Below are 14,621 nucleotides of genomic sequence, written 5' to 3'. Positions count from 1 at the left end.
CCATCGAAACTCTGGAGCACTGCCCATGACCAGTCTGGTTCGCAATATCCCCGCCGCCCCGTCGGCCATTGCCCTGATGCATTTCAGCAATCGCCTGACGTTTGAAACCGATTGTTCCGATGTCTACGCCAGTCAACAGGCAGGTGAAATTGATTTTGTCCTGGTGGACACCCGTGGTCCGCTGGCATACGAGCGCGGTCATGTGCCAGGCGCCATCAACCTGCCGGGACGGTTGCTGAGCGCCGAACAGCTAGCCGGTTACGCCACCTCCACGCTTTTCGTGGTCTATTGCGCGGGGCCGCACTGCAACGGTGCCAATAAGGCGGCGGTGAAACTCGCCGCGTTGGGTTATCCGGTCAAGGAAATGATCGGCGGGGTGATGGGGTGGCTGGATGAAGGGTTTGAATTGAGTGTCCCTCGGCCCCTCCCAGGCGCTGCCGTCATTGGTTGTGAATGTTGATCTGGCAAAACCATTAATCTGACCCGTGTCCGGACCGGGTGCTACCTGATAAGGGGCAGGTCCGGAGCTGAAACGATCTCGCCTTTTTTATAAGTTTTTGTCGCTTGCGCACAATTTACCCGTGTACAGCCGCTCTAGACTGCCGGCCTCTTCGGTTTTCTCACATAACAAAGCTCTGACCGAAAGCTGACAATCGAATGCTGCCAATAAAAGCCTCCGTACACGGGAGTTATAAATGAAGAAGCTAGTGATGTTCGGTGCCCTGGCACTGTCGATGTTGTCCCTGACCGCCGTGGCTGATGACGCCAAGCCGATCCGTATCGGTATCGAAGCCGGTTACCCGCCATTCTCGATGAAAACCCCTGACGGCAAACTCACCGGTTTCGACGTCGATATCGGCGACGCGCTGTGCGAGCAGATGAACGTCAAATGTACCTGGGTCGAGCAAGAGTTCGATGGCCTGATCCCGGCACTGAAGGTCAAGAAAATCGACGCGATCCTGTCGTCCATGACCATCACTGACGACCGCAAGAAGAACGTCGATTTCACCATCAAGTACTACCACACCCCGGCGCGCTTCGTGATGAAGGCTGGCACCGACATCAAGGATCCGCTCACCGAACTCAAGGGCAAGAAAGTCGGCGTGCTGCGTGCCAGTACCCACGACCGTTTTGCCACCGAAGTGCTGGTGCCGGCCGGTATCGAGCTGGTGCGTTACGGCTCGCAGCAGGAAGCGAATCTGGACATGGTTTCCGGTCGCGTCGATGCGCTGCTCGCCGACTCGGTCAACCTCGATGACGGTTTCCTGAAAACCGACGCGGGCAAGGGCTTTGCCTTTGTCGGCCCGACCTACGAAGACGCCAAGTACTTCGGCGGCGGTGCCGGTATTGCCGTACGCAAGGGTGACAAGGAGCTGGCGGACAAATTCAACACCGCTATTACCGAAATCCGTGCCAACGGCAAGTACAAGCAGGTGCAGGACAAGTACTTTGATTTCGACGTCTACGGTCATTAATTCACCGTAGAAAAAAGTGGCCCCGTTGACGCGGTGGCCACTTTTTTTATGTGCACTCACTGTCGAAGTCAAAAGCTATTGGTAGATCCCACAAGGGATCATGCTGTTTGAGTATTGAGGAGTTCCCATGCAACGCATCGACCACCCGCTCCCTTGGAGTCACCTCGGCACCGAACGCACCCTGAGCGTGTTCCGATATGGCACAGGAGCGCGCAAGGTCTATATCCAGGCCAGTCTGCACGCGGACGAACTGCCGGGGATGCGCACTGCCTGGGACCTGAAAAAACGACTGGCCGAACTCGAATCCCAAGGCCAGTTGCAAGGAGTGATCGAGCTGGTGCCGGTGGCCAATCCCATCGGTCTCGATCAGCACCTGCAAGGCAGCCACATGGGCCGTTTCGAGCTGGGCAGCGGCAAGAATTTCAACCGCTCGTTCGTGGAACTGAGCGCACCGGTCGCCGAGTTGATCGGTGATCGCCTCGGCGCCGACGCCCAGGCCAACATCGCACTGATCCGTCAGGCCATGGGCGAGGTGCTCGACGGCTTGCCCGCTGCTGCGTCGCAGCTTGAGGCCATGCATCGCCTTTTGTTGCGCCACGCCTGTGACGCTGACATCACCCTTGATCTGCATTGTGATTTTGAGGCGGCCATCCACATTTACGCCTTGCCGCAACACTGGCCACAGTGGCAGTCGTTGGCGGCGCGCCTGAAGGCGGGCGTTGCGCTACTGTGTGAAGATTCGGGCGGTAGCTCGTTCGACGAGTCCTGTTCTTCGCCGTGGCTGCGGCTGGCCAAGGCGTTTCCCGAGGCGGCCATTCCACTGGCCAACCTGGCGACCACTCTGGAGCTGGGCAGCATGGGTGACACCCGGATCGATCAGGCTCAAGCCAACTGTGAAGCGATCCTCGGGTTCCTGGCCGAGCAGGGGTTCATCGCCGGCGACTGGCCAGAGGCGCCGGATGCGTGTTGCGAGGGGATGCCGTTCGAAGGCACGCAATATCTGTTTGCACCCCACCATGGCGTGGTCAGTTTCTTGCGTAATGCGGGTGAGTGGGTTGAGAAGGACGATGCGTTGTTCGAAGTGGTCGACCCGTTGAGCGACAGGGTCACCACCGTGCGCGCAGGGACCAGTGGCGTTTTGTTCGCGATCGATCGTGGTCGCTACACCCAGCCGGGCACCTGGCTGGCGAAGGTGGCCGGGCGTGAAGCGATTCGCGCCGGGAAACTGATCAACGATTGAGTGGTGCCTGATCGTTCCCTAGGCGAGGGGAACGATCAGCACTTGCCGGGGCACTTCACAGTGTTAGGCTTTGCGGCGAATCCTGCGCTTTGTGAAGGAAGCCTCATGTTGAAAGTTCTCGCTCTGCTGACACTGCTGATGTCCGCCACTGTCCATGCCCAACCCATGCTGCACACCGACCTGCCGCTCAAATACCTTGAGCAGGCCAGCTCCGATTCCGTCGATCAACCGCTGGTCATCTTCCTCCACGGCTACGGCAGTAACGAGCAGGATCTGTTCGGCATCAAGGACGAGCTTCCGGCGCGCTATACCTACCTGTCGGTGCGCGCACCGATGGTGATGCAGGAGGGCAGCTATCAGTGGTTTCGCAAGAAAGGCGAGGGTGCCTACAACGGTGATACGGAAGATCTGAAAACCAGTGGTCAGGTGTTGCTGGATTTCATCACACAGGCCGCGAAGAAATATCACACCGAGCCAAGCAAGGTTTACCTGGTGGGTTTCAGCCAGGGCGCGATCATGTCCTACGAAGTGGCGTTGCGTCACCCCGAGGCCGTGGGTGGGATCGCCGCGTTGAGCGGTCGGATCTTGCCGGTGCTCAAGTCCGAACTCAAACCTGAAGAAAAGCGCCAGTCATTGGCAATCTTCATTGGCCATGGCACGGCAGACAAACGCTTGCCTTTCAACGATGGCACCGAGGCTGAAAGCCTGTTGAAGAGCCTGTCACTCAAACCCGAGTTTCACGCCTACCCGGGCGTGGGCCACAGCATCAGTGCCACCGAGATGCAGGACTTGAGCGCCTGGCTGCAACGCCTTAATCCCTGATTTTCACTTGCCCGAGACGATTTGCTTGATCAGCGCTTCGTGGCCGGCATTGTCGCTGAGGCGGGATATCACCTGAACCAATGCCATGCGCGTGCCCGAGGCCGCCATCAGTGTGGTATCGAGGGTCTTGCCGCCGCCCTGGGTGGCGGTGCTGTCGATTTGCCTTACGCCCAGGCCGGTGCCTTTTTGTGTGAAGCTTTTTTCGCTGAGTTTGGTGAAGTCCGGCAATGCCTTGGTTTGCTCGGTGGCAAAGTCGGCGGCTGCGGCGTCCAGGAACGCCCCGTCGTTGTCCTTGGCATTAACGCCGCCGGGGACGGTGTTCTCGGCGACGATGACCACGGTCTTGGTGGTCTCATTGGTGTACATCGTGCCGCTCGCACCGGTCGGGCTGGCCGGAAGAGGGTTGGCAACAAAGCCCTTGGGCAAGGTGAACTTGAATTTAGCGCCCAGCAGCGAAACCTTCGGCGCCGGCCCGGTATCGGCTGCCTTGGCAGCATAGGCATTCAAAGTCCCCAGGCTGGCCACCGCAGCCAGCAACAGGACAACGGCTTTTTTACTCAACAGTGACATTCGTACTCTCCAGGGTGGACTCGCGGTGGGGGGCGATCATCCCATGGAGGCTGTCGCGTGTTCCAGCGCGAGCTAACGGACGGTCAGGTCAAACCCGGCGTGGGCTGCCACTTCCAGGATGGCTGTGGAAGGGTCCGCCGACGCATAGATGATCCGGCGCCCTGGCGGATTCCAACGGCCACCGGCCTTTTGCGCACCGACCCCGCTGGCCCAGGTGTTTTTAAAGGCCTCGCGATCCAGGCGCCAGGCATGCCATTTTCCATCCCAGGGCAGAGGGTTCATTGATAGACCCCGTACTCGATACGGGTCAAATAACCTTCCACTCGCTCGAAACCGAGCGCGTTGTCGAGGAGTTCCAAAGGGATCTGGCCTTCCAGATGCTTGCAAGGGCTGTTCAGCCATTGCTCGGCAAATGGTTTTCCGCCAAACACGCTATAGGCGTGATCGAGGAGCTGGGCATACTGAAAGGCTACGGGGTTTTGTTGCTGGTTCAATCGCATGGTGGCGCTCTCCTTGGCCATACCGTCTTTTGTCGTGACAACGCTACGCCTTGGGCTTCCGACGGCCAACCGGAAAAACATGTGGGAGAAATCTAGGAATAAGGGGTTTTTGTCGTCACTTGTGGGAAAGGTAAAAGGCCTCAGGTTGAGCAACCCTTATCCTGTCCGGGCTGGTTGGTTTAACAGGCGTTTAGTCACACCCAGCATCATCACCGATACCGCGATACCGAGCGCAAAACCACCGCCCAGGCCCAGTCTCGGCAAGGCCATCGCCACGACCAGGCAGAACGCGGCGAACGAATACATGCCGGTTGCCGTCGCCCGCAGCAGGGCGGCCGTGAAGGCCGGCCCGCGGCTCTGCTGGGAGAACACCGCCATCACACTGCCCAACACCGGAAACACCGCGAGCAGACCGCTCCAGCGTTCACCGACGGTGCTCGCCAGCCAGGTGACGGCGAGGGTCAGCAGGGCGCCTGCGATCATGCGCAGCAGCAATTTGTCGGATTTCGGCGCAGGGCCCGACACCACGGGTTGCACGGCGGGGAACAGGTACGGTGCCGCCAGCAGGGCGGTTGCAGCCGCGATCACCGAGATCACCAGGGAGGCCGGTATCAGCGACAGCACCCCGGCCGCCGTCGCCCAGACCAGCAATGAAACCGTCAGCGCCCACGGCCATCCGGCACGTTGGGCGACCTGGGCGTAGCAGATGCAGAAGGCGATCATCGCAAACATCGCCGACAAGGCTGCCGTCGCCGACTGCGCGGCGAACGCATCGCCCTGTTCGACGGCGAGGAAAAACAGAATCGGCCCGACGACCACTGGCAAACCCGACAACCAACCCGCAACACTCGGACCCCAGCGTTTACCGGCCAGTGAAATCAGCAGCAGAAAACCGGGAATGACCAGCAGTTTGAGCAACAGCACGCGTACACCTCCAACCTGTGAGTCGGCAACGTTAGCACCGTGGTGAATGGATTGCTCTATATCCGTATTAATTTTGTATACAACATGCGCCCCTGTAGGAGCGAGCTTGTCGAGGCGTCGAACCGTCGCGATGGTCGTTAACGGTGACGTGGGCTGTCTGGATGCCTGCGGTGTCTGGGGCTACCATCGCGGGCAAGCCCGCTCCTACAGGCCGTTGTATCTTTGTCCGATCGGCGCGAAACGTCTAAGCTGCCTCTCCCGTCTGTTTCTGGAATGCCTGCGTGAAATTCAGTTTGCCAAAAATCGCCACTGCGCCTTTTTGCCCGCCGGAAGTCGCGGGCAGCGTTGCCGTTGATCCGCATGCGTCTTTCTTCAAGCGCGTGCTGCGTTTTGCCGGCCCAGGCCTGCTGGTGTCCATCGGCTACATGGACCCGGGCAACTGGGCGACCGCCATCGAGGCTGGTTCGCGCTTTGGCTACAGCCTGTTATTTGTAGTGTTGCTGGCAAGCCTGGCGGGGATGGTGGTGCAGTGTCTGTGTTCACGCCTTGGCATCGCCACAGGGCGCGACCTGGCGCAGTTATCCCGCGAGCGCTACAGCACCCGAACCGCGCGGACACAGTGGGTACTGGCGGAAATCTCGATCATCGCCACCGATCTCGCCGAAGTGCTCGGCTGTGCGCTGGCGTTCCACTTGCTATTGGGCTGCTCGCTGAGTGCAGGCATCGCCCTCACGGCGTTCGACACCCTGCTGGTGCTGGCCCTGCAGAACCGCGGCTTTCGCCGACTGGAAGCGATCATGCTGGTGCTGGTGGGCACCATCGGTGCGTGCTTTTTCGTAGAGCTGCTGTTGATCAAACCTTATTGGCCGGACGTTGCCCGGGGATTCACCCCATCACTTTCCGCCATCGGCGACGCCGCGCCGCTGTATCTGGCAATCGGGATTCTCGGGGCGACGGTGATGCCGCATAACCTGTATCTGCACACCTCGATCGTGCAGACACGGATGATCGGCAAGGATCTGGCCAGCAAACAGGATGCGGTGAAACTGGCACGCATCGACACCATTGGCTCCCTGGCGCTGGCCTTGCTGGTCAACGCCGCGATCCTGATTCTCGCCGCGGCGGCCTTCCACAAGACTGGGCATACCGATGTGGTGGACATCCAGGACGCCTATCACCTGCTCGACCCGCTGGTGGGCGGAGCATTGGCCAGCGTCCTGTTCGGCGTGGCGCTGCTGGCGTCCGGGCAAAGTTCGACGTTCACCGGCACCATCGCCGGGCAGGTGATCATGGAGGGTTACCTGAACCTGCGAATTCCCTGCTGGCAACGCCGGTTGATCACCCGAGGACTGGCGCTGATACCGGCGTTCATCGGCGTGTGGCTGATGGGCGACAACGCGATTGGCAAACTGTTGGTGTTGAGCCAGGTGGTGCTGAGTTTGCAGTTGCCGTTTGCCCTGTATCCGCTGATCCGCATGACCAACGATCACCAGTTGATGGGGCCGTTCGTCAATCGTTTGCCGACACGGGTGCTGGCGTGGGGGCTGTTTGTGGTGATCAGTGGGGCCAATAGCTGGTTGATCCTGCAATTCCTGAGCTGAGGCCCACGCCCCACAGGCAGGCCCGGATCCAACGCCAGAAAAAAAGAACCCGGTGACACCGAAAGGTGCACCGGGTGTTTTGCCAGGCTGCGACGGTTCTTCGTGGGTCCCCGTACAGCCTGTCGAACGCGTTGGGGTTACGCCCGTTCCAGCGCCAGTGCGACGCCTTGGCCCCCACCGATGCACAGGGTGGCGAGACCTTTTTTGGCGTCGCGCTTGATCATCTCGTGCAACAGGGTCACCAATACGCGGCAGCCCGAGGCACCGATCGGGTGGCCGAGGGCAATGGCGCCGCCGTTGACGTTGACCTTTTGCAGGTCCCATTCCAGGTCCTTGGCCACCGCCAGCGATTGGGCGGCAAAGGCTTCGTTGGCTTCGATCAGGTCGAGCTGGTCGATGGACCAGCCGGCTTTGTCCAGGCAACGGCGCGTGGCCGATACCGGACCGATGCCCATGATCGCCGGGTCTACGCCCGCGTTGGCGTAGGCAGCGATTTTCGCCAGTACCGGCAGGCCCAGTGCCTTGGCTTTTTCGGCGCTCATCAGGATCACGGCGGCGGCGCCGTCGTTCAAGGACGAGGCGTTGCCGGCGGTCACCGAGCCGTCCTTCTTGAAGGCGGCTTTGAGCTTGCCCAGGGATTCGGCAGTGGTGCCTGCCCGTGGCTGCTCGTCGGTGGCGAAGGACAGCGGCTCGCCCTTGCGCTGCGGGATCAGGATCGGCGTGATCTCATCGACGAACCGTCCGGACTCGATGGCGGCCGTGGCTTTTTGCTGAGAAGCGGCGGCGAAAGCATCCTGTTGTTCGCGGCTGATGTTGTATTTCTCGACCAGATTCTCGGCGGTGATGCCCATGTGGTAGTCGTTGAACGCATCCCACAGGCCATCGCTGATCATGGTGTCGACAATCTGGGCGTGACCCATGCGCAGGCCGGTGCGCGCGCCGGGCATCACGTAATTGGCCAGGCTCATGCTTTCCTGGCCGCCGGCAATGATCACGTCGGCATCGCCGCAACGGATCGCTTGGGTGGCCAGGTGCAGGGCCTTGAGGCCCGAGCCGCAGACCTTGTTCAGGGTCATCGCCGGGACGGCGAAGGGCAGGCCAGCCTTGATCGAGGCCTGGCGCGCAGGGTTCTGCCCGGCGCCGGCGGTCAAGACCTGGCCCATGATCACTTCATCGACTTCAGCAGGGTCCAGGCCGGTTTGCGCCAGCAACTGGCGGATCACCGCGGCACCCAGGTCCACGGCGGATACGCTGGCCAGCGAACCCTGGAAACTGCCGATGGCGGTGCGCGTGGCGGCAACAATGACGACTTCTTGCATGGAAGGATTCCTCACTGGTCAGCGAACTGCATTTCTGGAACGTGCTCTGGCACGATCAGTTTACCGGCGGTTTTGGCAACGATTTCCTCGACGCTGACACCTGGCGCACGTTCCTTGAGAATGAACGCGCCGTTTTCGATTTCCAGGTAAGCGAGGTCGGTCAGTACGCGCTTGATGCAGCCCGCGCCGGTCAGCGGCAGGCTGCATTGGGACAAGAGCTTGGATTCACCGTCCTTGGAGGCGTGGGTCATGATGACGATGATGTTGTCGGCGCCGGCTACCAGGTCCATGGCGCCGCCCATGCCTTTGACCAGTTTGCCGGGAATCATCCACGAAGCGATATTGCCTTGCACATCCACTTCGAAGGCGCCCAGCACGGTCAGGTCGACATGACCGCCGCGAATCATCGCGAAGGATTCGGCGGACGAAAAGATCGAAGCGCCAATACGCGCGGTCACGGTTTGCTTGCCGGCGTTGATCATGTCGGCATCGATCGTTTCTTCGGTAGGAAACGGGCCCATGCCGAGCAGGCCGTTCTCCGATTGCAGCATGACTTCCATGCCTTCGGGAATGTAGTTGGCGACCAGGGTCGGAATGCCGATGCCCAGGTTCACGTAGAAGCCGTCCTGCATTTCACGGGCGACGCGTTGAGCCATTTGTTCGCGGGAAAGTGCCATTGTTGTTATTCCTTCATTCGGTCCGGGGGCAGGAGATCACTTGCGTACGGTGCGTTGTTCGATGCGTTTTTCGAACGTGCCGCAGATGATCCGGTCGACGTAGATGCCAGGGGTGTGGATCTGCGCCGGGTCCAGCTCGCCGGGTTCGACGATTTCTTCGACTTCGACCACGGTGATCTTGCCCGCCGTAGCGGCCAGCGGGTTGAAGTTCTGGGCGGTGTGACGATAGATCACGTTGCCGAAGTGGTCGGCCTTCCAGCCCTTGACGATGGCGAAGTCGCCGGTGATGGACTCTTCCATCAGGTATTTACGGCCGTGGAATTCGCGAACTTCCTTGCCTTCTGCAACCGGGGTGCCGACGCCGGTGGCGGTAAAGAAGGCCGGAATGCCGGCACCGCCAGCACGCATTTTTTCGGCTAGGGTGCCTTGCGGGGTCAGGATGACCTCGATCTCGCCTTTGAGCAGTTGCTCTTCGAACAGCTTGTTCTCGCCCACGTAGGAGGCCACGACCTTGCTGATCTGCCGGTCGGTCAGCAGCACACCCAGGCCAAAACCGTCGACACCGCAGTTGTTGGAGACCACGGTGAGGTCGCGGGTGCCCTTGCGCTTGATCTCGGCGATGAGGTTTTCCGGAATACCGCACAGGCCGAAGCCACCCGCGATCACGGTCATGCCGTCTTCAAGACCTGCCAGAGCTTCCTCGTAGGAACTCACGCGCTTGTCGAAACCTGCCATATGCACCTCTTTTATTCTTTGTGGGCGGCTGGCTAGCCGTATGGAATGAAGTGTCTCGCCGGGATATTCATTTGTTAAGTTGATTTTTAAGGTTGATTGATAGATAAAACTCAACAAAACACCGCTTCATGCTTGCAGCTTAAAGCTTGTAGCTTACAACTGGAGCCCCAGGACATGACTGTCAAGCAGATCCGCGCTTTCCTGGCCGTGGCCCAGAGCCTGAGCTTTGCCGTGGCCTGTGAGCGCTTGCACCTGTCGCAATCGGCCCTGAGCCTGACCATCAAGGCGTTGGAGGAGGGGCTGGGCGGCCGTCTGTTTACACGCAACACGCGCAATGTGGCACTCACCGCCGAGGGCGAGGCGCTGGTGCCACTCGCCCGTCGTTTGATCGCCGACTGGGACAACGCGGAGGATGAACTGCGCCAGCGGTTCACCCTGCAACGCGGTCGCGTGACCCTGGCGGCGATGCCTTCCTTTGCCGGCAACCTGCTGCCGCCGATCCTCAAGACCTTCCGCGCCCGCTATCCGAACGTCAACGTCACGGTCAACGACGTGATCAACGAGCAGGTGCTGGAGCTGGTGCGCGATCGGCAGGTGGAACTGGGCGTGGCGTTCGAGCCGAGCATGACCACCTCCCTTGAGTTCACACCGTTGTATCGCGACCGGTTTGTCGCGGTCGTGCCGCTGGATTCGCCATTTGCCAGCCGCGAAGACATTGACTTCCAGACGCTGCTGGAACAGCCGTTCATCACCCTGCAACGACCCTCGACGGTACGGGTGATGCTCGAAGAACATTTGCAGGCGCGGGGCATGAAGCTGCCGGTGGAGTTCGAAAGCCATCAACTGGCGACGGTGGGCCGCATGGTCGCCAGCGGCCTGGGGGTGAGCGCGGTACCGGCTTTGTGCGCCGGGCAGATGCGCGAACTGGGCGCACGCTGCATCACCTTGCAGGAACCCGTGGTGGAACGGGCGATTGGCGTGCTGACCAAGCCCGGGGTGGAGCTGTCTGCGGCGGCCCAGGCGTTGTTTGATGTGCTTCGCGAGTCGTGGAACTTGTAATCACCGTTCCCCTGTAGGAGCGGGGAGTTCAGGTGTTCAGTCGCTGCGCCAATAACGGCAACAACTGCTCGCAGGAACCCTCGATCTTCAGGTCGAGCAAATCGTCCGCCCGGGTCTTACCCAGGTTGATCGCGATCAGTGGCTTGCCTTGATCCACCACCGCCCGGCACAGGCGGAAGGCCGAGTAGGCCATTAGCGAAGAGCCGACCACCAATAGCCCAGCGGCGTTTTCGACCGATTCCATGGCCTTGGCCGCCGTCTGCTGCGCCACGTTCTCACCAAAAAACACCACGTCCGGTTTCATCCGTTCCCCGGCGCAGTGGGGGCAGTGCGGCACCTGGAAACGTGCCTCGAACGCTGCATCGAGCAGGGTGTCGCCATCGGGTGCCTGCACGGCGTCGACGCCGGCCAGATAGGGGTTCTGCGCCTCCATCAACCGCTGGATTGAATCACGCTCGCTGCGCTGCCCGCAGTCCAGACACAGAACCCGATGCAGGCTGCCATGCAGTTCGATCACATGGCGACTGCCGGCCTGGTCGTGCAAGGTGTCGACGTTCTGGGTGATCAGGCCGCCTATCTGCCGCGTGCCTTGCAGCGTGGCCAGGGCTTCGTGCGCCGCATTAGGTCGCGCCTGGCGCACCCGCGGCCAGCCGAGCATGGCCCGGGCCCAGTAACGGCGGCGGGACTCCGGGGCACCGAGGAATTCCTGGTACATCATCGGTTGCCGGCCCCGGCGCACGCCCTGGTTGTCGCGGTAGTCAGGAATACCGGACGGGGTGCTGATCCCGGCGCCGGTCAGTACCGCGAATGGCTGCTCGGCCATGAAGTGCTGGAGGCGATCAAGCTGGTCATGGATCGGGCGGTCGAGCATGTTCAATACTCCGGGTCACCTTGAATCCATGCACATTACCACCTCACCCCCCTGTAGGAGCGAGCATGCTCGCGATAGCGGTGTGTCATACAAAACTGTATTGCCTGACACACCGCATCGCGAGCATGCTCGCTCCTACAGAATAAGGGGGGTTATTTCCTCGCCTCCAAGATCAGGTTGAACGGCGTTTCTGTCGCCCGGCGGAATGTGCTGAACCCCGCCTCGGTGAACACTTGGCGCAATCGTGCCTCGCCTGCCTGGGCGCCGAGCCCGAGCCCGACTTCCTGGGACAGCGAATTGGGCGTGCAGATAAAGGTCGAGGCGGCGTAGAAAAGCCGTCCCACCGGGGTGATATTGTCGTCGAGCCGGTCGTTGGCGAAGGGTTCGACCAGCAGCACCGTGCCGTTGGGTTTCAGCGACTGGCAGGCATGACGGGCCGCGCCCACCGGGTCGCCCATATCGTGCAGGCAATCAAAGTAACAGACGAGGTCATAGTCATTGCCGGGGTAACTCTTCGCGGTACCCTGGAAGAACCGCGCCCTGTCGGACACACCGCCTTCCTGGGCACGCTGGGTGGCGACGCTCACGGACGGAGCATGGTAGTCGAAGCCAACGAACTGCGACTGCGGGAACGCCTGCGCCATGATCACCGTCGAGGCGCCGTGTCCGCAGCCGATGTCCGCCACCTTGGCACCGGCCTGCAGTTTTTCGACTACGCCGTCCAGGGCCGGCAACCATTCGGCCACCAGGTGTGCGCGATACCCGGGCCGGAAAAAACGCTCGGTGCCGCTGAACATGCACGGATGGTGGTCGCCCCAGGGCAAGGCGCCGTTGCCGCGCATGGCGTTGACCAGTTTATCCTTGTCGTGGAAGAACGACGCGACCACGCCGACACCCCCCGCCACGTACACCGGCGACGCTTCGATCGCCAACGCCAGCGCTTGTTCTTCCGGCAGGCGGAACTGGCCGTCGTGGTGTTCCATGTAGCCCGAAGCCGCATGGGCGCTGAGCCATTCGCGTAGCAGGCGGGCGTTACAGCCGGTTTTGCCCGCAAGGGCCTCGGGGCTAATCAATTGGCTGTCGGCCATGGCCCGATACAGGCCGAGCTCTTCGCCGAGGATGACATTGGCGAGCATGGCCGCGCCGCCCATGTCGCTCACCAGTTTGCCCATGAAATCGTTAAGCCTGGCCTCGTCCATCACGTGCGCTCCTGTTGCAGGGTCCAGGGTCATGTTGTCGGAGGCAGCGGGCTCTGGGCGGTGGTTGTGGGTTCATTGAGTTTAGTTCGCCGGCAGCGTGCAGGTGACCTGAGCGACGAAAGTACCTCTGATAACCACTTTTCTCTGTGGGATTCATGTATCGCAGTGTATCCAGGCACCCTCTCGATACACTCCCCACCATTTCCCGCTCGCCCCCGAACACAGCCCAGATACAAAGCTGCGATGAACTGTTCAGGTCGTTTGGCACCTACCGTCCGGGGATAACAATGAGCACGTTTAAGCCTGAAACAGACCTGAAATCCGAACCCGTGCAGCGTTTGCGCGTCGAGCAGTACACCAGCGGCCTCATCGGCCCGAGCCAGCCGATGCTGGGCCCGTTGGCCGACGGTGGCACCCTGGTCACCGGGACGCCGCCTGGCTGCTGGGGGCCGATGATTACGCCGGCTTTCGAGGGCGGGCATGAAGTGACGCAACCGGTGGCCATCGCGGGTGCCGAGATCGGCGACGCCGTGGCGATCAAGATCAAAAGCCTGCGCGTCACCTCACAGGCCACGTCCTCCGGGGTGATGAGCTTTGTCGAAGGCCGTTACCACGGCGATCCTTTCGTTGCCAAATTCTGCTCCAAATGCGGCACCGAACACCCGGCGAGCCACGTCGAGGGCATCGGAGAGGATTCGATCCGCTGCAATACCTGTGGCGCAGAAGTCAGTGCGTTCCGGTTCAGTCATGGTTACGTGATCGTGTTCGATGCGCAGAACCAGGTCAGCCTGACCGTCAATCAGGATGTGGCCAACCGCCTGGCCGGCAATGCATCACAAATGTCGGCGCTTCCGGAATTCGCCGCGCAGCATTCGATCCTGTCGCTGGCCCGTGCCGATATTCCCGGTGTTGCCGCGCACATGCGTCCATTCCTCGGCAACATCGGTACAACGCCGTCCCGAGATCTGCCGGATTCGCACAACTGCGCCGATTTCGGCCAGTACCTTATCGGCGCGCCGCACCGTTTTGGCATGACCCGCGAAGAGCTGCACGCGGCCAAGACTGATGGGCACATGGACACCAATTCGATCCGCGAGGGCTGCGTGTTGATCTGCCCGGTGAAAGTACCGGGAGCCGGTGTGTACATGGGCGACATGCATGCCCAGCAGGGCAATGGCGAAATCGCCGGGCACGCCACCGATTGCTCCGGCGAAACCGAAGTGCAGGTGCAGGTGATCAAGGCGCTGAGCCTGGAAGGCCCGATCATCCTGCAAAACCTCGACGACCTGCCGCCCATGGCCCGGCCGATGACCGCTGAGCAGCGGCGCAACGTTCGCGAGCTGGGCGCACGCTGGGGCCAGACCGAAATCGAACAGAGCGGCCCGATCACCTTCATCGGAAGCGGCGAGAACCTCAACGTGGCGGTAGAGAACGGTCTGCAACGTGCCGCCAGCGTCACGGGCTTGCCCTACGACGAAGTGCTCAACCGCGCGACCATCACCGGCTCCATCGACATCAGTCGCTTGCCGGGCACCGTGCGCGTGACGTTCCTGTGTCCGATGGATGTGCTCGACCGCATGGGCATCGGCCATCTGGTGCGTGAGCAATACGACCTGACCCCTTGAGATC

15 protein-coding genes and 1 pseudogene are annotated in these 14,621 nt (G+C 61.1%); 7 read left to right on the top strand and 9 right to left on the bottom strand.

What is annotated here, in order from left to right:
• Positions 1-25 precede the first annotated feature (25 nt).
• The 4 genes from AB4N33_RS11030 (at position 26) to AB4N33_RS11015 (ending at position 3,537) form a co-directional block, all read left to right on the top strand.
• Positions 26-460, top strand: coding sequence for a rhodanese-like domain-containing protein (locus AB4N33_RS11030; RefSeq protein WP_476457283.1), 435 nt, complete (start codon positions 26-28; stop codon positions 458-460).
• Between the two features lie 235 nt (positions 461-695).
• Positions 696-1,475 carry an ABC transporter substrate-binding protein gene (locus AB4N33_RS11025; RefSeq protein ID WP_460139585.1) on the top strand — a complete coding sequence of 260 codons (780 nt, stop codon included), beginning with the start codon at positions 696-698 and terminating at the stop codon, positions 1,473-1,475.
• 127 nt (positions 1,476-1,602) lie between these two features.
• Complete coding sequence (locus AB4N33_RS11020) at positions 1,603-2,715, top strand: succinylglutamate desuccinylase/aspartoacylase family protein (protein WP_476457282.1); 1,113 nt, start codon at positions 1,603-1,605, stop codon at positions 2,713-2,715.
• A 105-nt stretch (positions 2,716-2,820) separates the two neighbouring features.
• Complete coding sequence (locus tag AB4N33_RS11015) at positions 2,821-3,537, top strand: alpha/beta hydrolase (RefSeq protein WP_476457281.1); 717 nt, start codon at positions 2,821-2,823, stop codon at positions 3,535-3,537.
• Between the two features lie 3 nt (positions 3,538-3,540).
• On the opposite strand, the gene AB4N33_RS11010 is transcribed toward AB4N33_RS11015, so the two are convergent.
• From AB4N33_RS11010 to AB4N33_RS10995, 4 genes and pseudogenes are all read right to left on the bottom strand, one after another.
• Positions 3,541-4,107, bottom strand: coding sequence for a hypothetical protein (locus AB4N33_RS11010; protein ID WP_476457280.1), 567 nt, complete (start codon positions 4,105-4,107; stop codon positions 3,541-3,543).
• Between the two features lie 87 nt (positions 4,108-4,194).
• Positions 4,195-4,389, bottom strand: a pseudogene (locus tag AB4N33_RS11005) (RES family NAD+ phosphorylase); the annotation flags it as partial.
• On the bottom strand, positions 4,386-4,607 hold the full coding sequence (locus tag AB4N33_RS11000; RefSeq protein WP_460126449.1) for an antitoxin Xre/MbcA/ParS toxin-binding domain-containing protein: 222 nt from the start codon (positions 4,605-4,607) through the stop codon (positions 4,386-4,388). The pseudogene AB4N33_RS11005 and the gene AB4N33_RS11000, both read right to left, overlap by 4 nt.
• A gap of 156 nt (positions 4,608-4,763) precedes the next feature.
• Positions 4,764-5,531: a hypothetical protein gene (locus tag AB4N33_RS10995; protein WP_460139582.1), complete on the bottom strand. Its 768-nt coding sequence runs from the start codon at positions 5,529-5,531 to the stop codon at positions 4,764-4,766.
• 281 nt (positions 5,532-5,812) lie between these two features.
• Here AB4N33_RS10995 and AB4N33_RS10990 point away from each other — a divergent pair, with 281 nt between their 5' ends.
• On the top strand, positions 5,813-7,132 hold the full coding sequence (locus AB4N33_RS10990) for an Nramp family divalent metal transporter (protein ID WP_460126445.1): 1,320 nt from the start codon (positions 5,813-5,815) through the stop codon (positions 7,130-7,132).
• Between the two features lie 137 nt (positions 7,133-7,269).
• Here AB4N33_RS10990 and AB4N33_RS10985 read toward each other — a convergent pair whose 3' ends face one another.
• The 3 genes from AB4N33_RS10985 to AB4N33_RS10975 are packed head-to-tail and all read right to left on the bottom strand — an operon-like array spanning position 7,270 to position 9,863.
• Complete coding sequence (locus AB4N33_RS10985) at positions 7,270-8,451, bottom strand: acetyl-CoA C-acetyltransferase (RefSeq protein ID WP_476457279.1); 1,182 nt, start codon at positions 8,449-8,451, stop codon at positions 7,270-7,272.
• A gap of 11 nt (positions 8,452-8,462) precedes the next feature.
• Complete coding sequence (locus AB4N33_RS10980; RefSeq protein WP_460126441.1) at positions 8,463-9,128, bottom strand: CoA transferase subunit B; 666 nt, start codon at positions 9,126-9,128, stop codon at positions 8,463-8,465.
• 36 nt (positions 9,129-9,164) lie between these two features.
• Positions 9,165-9,863: a CoA transferase subunit A gene (locus AB4N33_RS10975; RefSeq protein WP_007975747.1), complete on the bottom strand. Its 699-nt coding sequence runs from the start codon at positions 9,861-9,863 to the stop codon at positions 9,165-9,167.
• 174 nt (positions 9,864-10,037) lie between these two features.
• Between AB4N33_RS10975 and AB4N33_RS10970 the strand changes: the two genes are divergently transcribed.
• Positions 10,038-10,922, top strand: a complete 885-nt coding sequence (locus AB4N33_RS10970) for a LysR family transcriptional regulator (protein ID WP_460126439.1) — start codon at positions 10,038-10,040, stop codon at positions 10,920-10,922.
• A 28-nt stretch (positions 10,923-10,950) separates the two neighbouring features.
• Here AB4N33_RS10970 and AB4N33_RS10965 read toward each other — a convergent pair whose 3' ends face one another.
• Both AB4N33_RS10965 and AB4N33_RS10960 read right to left on the bottom strand, forming a co-directional pair.
• The gene (locus AB4N33_RS10965) at positions 10,951-11,793 is read right to left on the bottom strand and encodes an NAD-dependent protein deacetylase (RefSeq protein WP_476457278.1); all 843 of its coding nucleotides are present in this window, start codon (positions 11,791-11,793) and stop codon (positions 10,951-10,953) included.
• 152 nt (positions 11,794-11,945) lie between these two features.
• Positions 11,946-12,992, bottom strand: a complete 1,047-nt coding sequence (locus AB4N33_RS10960) for a class I SAM-dependent methyltransferase (RefSeq protein WP_476457277.1) — start codon at positions 12,990-12,992, stop codon at positions 11,946-11,948.
• A gap of 287 nt (positions 12,993-13,279) precedes the next feature.
• Here AB4N33_RS10960 and AB4N33_RS10955 point away from each other — a divergent pair, with 287 nt between their 5' ends.
• Positions 13,280-14,617, top strand: coding sequence for an acetamidase/formamidase family protein (locus AB4N33_RS10955; RefSeq protein ID WP_476457276.1), 1,338 nt, complete (start codon positions 13,280-13,282; stop codon positions 14,615-14,617).
• Positions 14,618-14,621: the final 4 nt, after the last annotated feature.

This window comes from Pseudomonas sp. S1_E05 (assembly GCF_056337105.1).
This window is presented reverse-complemented; position numbering and strand designations above follow the sequence as displayed.